The following is a 3,455-nucleotide window of genomic DNA, read 5'->3' on the forward strand; positions in this document are numbered from 1 at the left end:
TGCTATTTCGCTTGCTTTAAAACGATTGTATCTTATTTAAAAAGAACTGACTATACTCATTAAATTGGCTGGAAAGACCATTTTGTACCTGTTCAAAATCCAACACCAAACGACTCGGGTTATCAAGCTGATAAGCTGCAGGTAATACAGGGGTCTCTGCAAAACCCAAACGCATTTGCGTCACTGTAGGTGCAGTTTGTACCACAGAAACATTATCTATTCGCTGTTCAGCATGTGCGTTATTGCTCACTGTTACTATGCCGGCTGCCAGCGCTGAAATAGCAAAAGCAGAAGATACGCGGTTTCTCATCGTCATTACCTTGTTATTGCGTACTGTCATTATGTATTCCTCAAAAAAACTGCCGACTTAGCTTATAGGAGAAACCAGCGACTGGGGTTTTTCAACGAACCCTGCGCGGCTGTCTGGCAAAATTTCAATCAAGTTAATCTGGGTCGGCGTGATTTCAACAATACGGCCGTCATTCAACCCAAGGTAATCACCTACTTTAGCATTGGCGACTGATCCATCAGGACGCTGTACCAATGCATAGCGCTGCCCTTCGGGCGAAGTAACAACACCTCGAAAGACCAGTTGTGAGAGTTCATACTGCTCAAGTGGCTCCTTTACTCTGGCAATATCAGGACGCACGCCATCGATAGCGGTCGTCGGTCCTTCAACATTAACCAGGCTTGGCGGCAAAAATGGGCTGCGCTGTTCTCTAGCGCTGTAGACAAAATCTTCTACTAGTTCAGCCCTAGGTGGTGGTTCAATTGGTTGTGCTGGCTGGTTTCGGATATCATTCATGGCTTGATCTGCCATACCGATACGATCACTACATCCAGTAACAGATAGCACAGTCAGGCTTAAAATCAGTAGCGTGGGCACTTTACTCATTATCAGTTGCCTCCTGCATCTGTATCGTTTTCAGTGTCATCAGACGTGGCTTCTTTCGAACGATATGTTTTGGTCTGCAAAACTAGGTTAAGCTCTGGTAAAACATCCAAACTTGGCTGTGGGTTGCTGACCTCAAAATTATGCATTGTAATAATTCGAGGTAAGGCAGCAAGGCCACTAATAAAATTACCAAACTGATGGTATTCACCCAAAGCCGCGATACGAATAGGCTGCTCAATAAAGAACTCATTTTCAATCTCAGCCTCTACCGAGATGTCTTGGAAGCGTATGTTACTGCCTACCCCTGTCATGTTGATACCTTCCACTAGCTCTGACACTCTCGTATCTTTTGGCAGTTGATCAAGCAAGCTGTTAAACTCTGCCTCCATCTGAATTACCTGCGCTTTATAAGCCTCAAGATGCCGAGCTCGTGACTCTTTTTCACGATAGCTATCTAGCAAAGTTTCTTGTTCTCTTTCAGCAGCTTTAATTTCATCAATTTTGCTGCTGATCGGTAATGCCCAAGCAAGTGCTGCTATCAATGCGATAATGACAGTGATTACAGTGATTTTTACAGGTACCGGCCAGCTGCCATAGTTGTCAGAGTCTAACGACTCAAAGCTGCGGCGAAACTCTCGAAAGTCAAATTGACGCTTTGATTCAGAGGCAGTTTTATTTGTATTTTTTTTACGGCTAAGCTTCATTGCTCACCTCCGGGCGCTGTCTCACCATCGGTTGATGCTGCTGTCGTTGAGCTCACTTTAGTGGTTACCACAAACTGTACATAACTATCTTCAGGATAAATGGGGCGTGACTGCTCACCTTCATTCACAGTATTATTAAGCTGTGGTGCAGACTCATAAGCACTGATATTTTGCTGAATATTTGTGACAGCGGAATCCCTCATCCATTGACTACTATCAAGATTACGAATCAAACTTGAAATGATATTTGGATTATCAGCCAAGCCCGTCAAGGTAAGAACATCACCCTCACGTTTTAGGCTGTTCAGATAAAGCGCTGGCGGCATTGCCTTTGCCAAATCATCCCATAAACGTACTGGTACAGGGCGCCGTCCTTGCAAGCCCTGAATAACCTGCATGCGTGAGATAATATCTTCACGACGTTGTTCTAAACTGTCTATTTCAGTCAGAACTCCATCTAGACGTACGTTTTTTTGTTCAACCAATACGTTGGCATCGAATTGATCGTCAAGCTCATTATTAAAATAGCTCCACGCAGCAAAGGCAGCCAGTAAGCTTAAGAGCGTAACTGCTACTACTAGCGTAATGAATTCTTTGTTACGACGTTCGCGCTCATCTTGGCGCCATGGTAAAAGATTAATACGAGCCATTAGTCGAAGCTCCTCAACGCAAGTCCACAGGCCGCCACTAGACTTGGGGCGTCCATTGCCAATAGATACTTATCAATATTTGGATCGATAGTCATATTGGTAAACGGATCAGCGATACTGACACTTACACCGAGCTTTTGTCGGGCAGATTTGGCAAGGCCTGCTATAGAACTACTGCCTCCAGCCAGCACTACGTGATCAATACTGCTGTATTGACTGGAGGAGAAATAAAACTGTAATGACCGAGTGATTTGCTGAATAGTGTTGTCTATGAAAGGCGACAACACATCTGTATAGTAGTCGTCGGGTAAGATGTTCTCACGTTTGCTAAGCGCAGCCTCTTCGGCAGACAGTCCATAACGATTCTGTATTGCTTCCGTAAGCTGATAACCACCAAATAACTGCTCACGACTATAAATAAATTCACCGTTTTTAGCGACGTATATGGTAGTTTGGTTATGACCAATGTCCACAAAAGCCACCAATTCTGGCATGCCTGGCAAGTCATCTACTATTAATCCAAAGGCACGTTCGATAGCGTGTGACTCAATATCCATTACCTTGGCCTGCATACCGCCAAATGTTAAAGCATCAACTCTTTGATCGACATTTTCTGAACGCGAAGCAGCAAGTAATACCTGTACCAAATCATCACCTACTAAAGAGGGACCCAATACCTCAAAGTCTAAATTTACATCTTCAAGTGGGTAAGGCACGTACTGGTCAGCATCTAAGCGGATTTGAGCTTCACGCTCAACATCACTTAGATTCTTATCCATATCAATAATTTTAGTAATGACAGCTGATCCTGACACTGCTGTAGCAGCATCGGCGTTTGCCACTTGACAACGCCTAGCTAGGCTTGCAATAGTATCGCCTGCGGCTTCAGTATCTACAAGCAGTTTATCGACAACGACACCATCCGGTAGTCTCTCAATACCATAAGATTTGAGGTGGAACATGCCCTGCTGGCGTCGTATATCAACTAACTTTACTGAGGTGGCACAAATATCCACACCGACCAAGTGCCGATTTTTGGAAGTAAATAGCCTCACAAAAATATATACCTTTTATTAAGTACACATCCCAATATTAAGTGTACAACCAGATAGTTACTTGCAATATTTTAATACAATACTTTACTTAATTAGTATTAGGACTTACGCAAAACCAGAGATATATTGCCAACCTAAAGCATAGCGTAGT

5 protein-coding genes are annotated in these 3,455 nt (G+C 43.6%); all 5 read right to left on the reverse strand.

Annotation, left to right across the window (positions count from 1 at the left end; translation table 11 throughout):
- Positions 1 to 16 precede the first annotated feature (16 nt).
- Genes L0J61_RS10035 through pilM form a run of 5 tightly spaced genes read right to left on the reverse strand, consistent with a single transcriptional unit; the run spans position 17 to position 3,304 of the window.
- A complete protein-coding gene (locus L0J61_RS10035) occupies positions 17 to 340 on the reverse strand; it encodes a hypothetical protein (protein WP_301466304.1) in 324 nt (107 codons plus the stop codon).
- Between the two features lie 27 nt (positions 341 to 367).
- Positions 368 to 895: a pilus assembly protein PilP gene (locus L0J61_RS10040; RefSeq protein ID WP_301466305.1), complete on the reverse strand. Its 528-nt coding sequence runs from the start codon at positions 893 to 895 to the stop codon at positions 368 to 370.
- A 2-nt stretch (positions 896 to 897) separates the two neighbouring features.
- A complete protein-coding gene (locus L0J61_RS10045) occupies positions 898 to 1,599 on the reverse strand; it encodes a type 4a pilus biogenesis protein PilO (protein ID WP_301466306.1) in 702 nt (233 codons plus the stop codon).
- Positions 1,596 to 2,249: a PilN domain-containing protein gene (locus L0J61_RS10050; RefSeq protein WP_301466307.1), complete on the reverse strand. Its 654-nt coding sequence runs from the start codon at positions 2,247 to 2,249 to the stop codon at positions 1,596 to 1,598. The genes L0J61_RS10045 and L0J61_RS10050 overlap by 4 nt, the downstream gene beginning before the upstream one ends.
- The gene (pilM, locus tag L0J61_RS10055; RefSeq protein ID WP_301466308.1) at positions 2,249 to 3,304 is read right to left on the reverse strand and encodes a type IV pilus assembly protein PilM; all 1,056 of its coding nucleotides are present in this window, start codon (positions 3,302 to 3,304) and stop codon (positions 2,249 to 2,251) included. The genes L0J61_RS10050 and pilM overlap by 1 nt, the downstream gene beginning before the upstream one ends.
- Between the last annotated feature and the right edge of the window lie 151 nt (positions 3,305 to 3,455).

The organism is Psychrobacter sp. (assembly GCF_030457785.1).
Taxonomy (GTDB): domain Bacteria; phylum Pseudomonadota; class Gammaproteobacteria; order Pseudomonadales; family Moraxellaceae; genus Psychrobacter.

Coding starts and splice junctions, on each gene's coding strand:
- L0J61_RS10050 (WP_301466307.1), bottom strand. CDS start 2,249: ATGGCTCGTATTAATCTTTTACCATGGCGCCAAGATGAGCGCGAACGT.
- L0J61_RS10045 (WP_301466306.1), bottom strand. CDS start 1,599: ATGAAGCTTAGCCGTAAAAAAAATACAAATAAAACTGCCTCTGAATCA.
- L0J61_RS10040 (WP_301466305.1), bottom strand. CDS start 895: ATGAGTAAAGTGCCCACGCTACTGATTTTAAGCCTGACTGTGCTATCT.
- L0J61_RS10035 (WP_301466304.1), bottom strand. CDS start 340: ATGACAGTACGCAATAACAAGGTAATGACGATGAGAAACCGCGTATCT.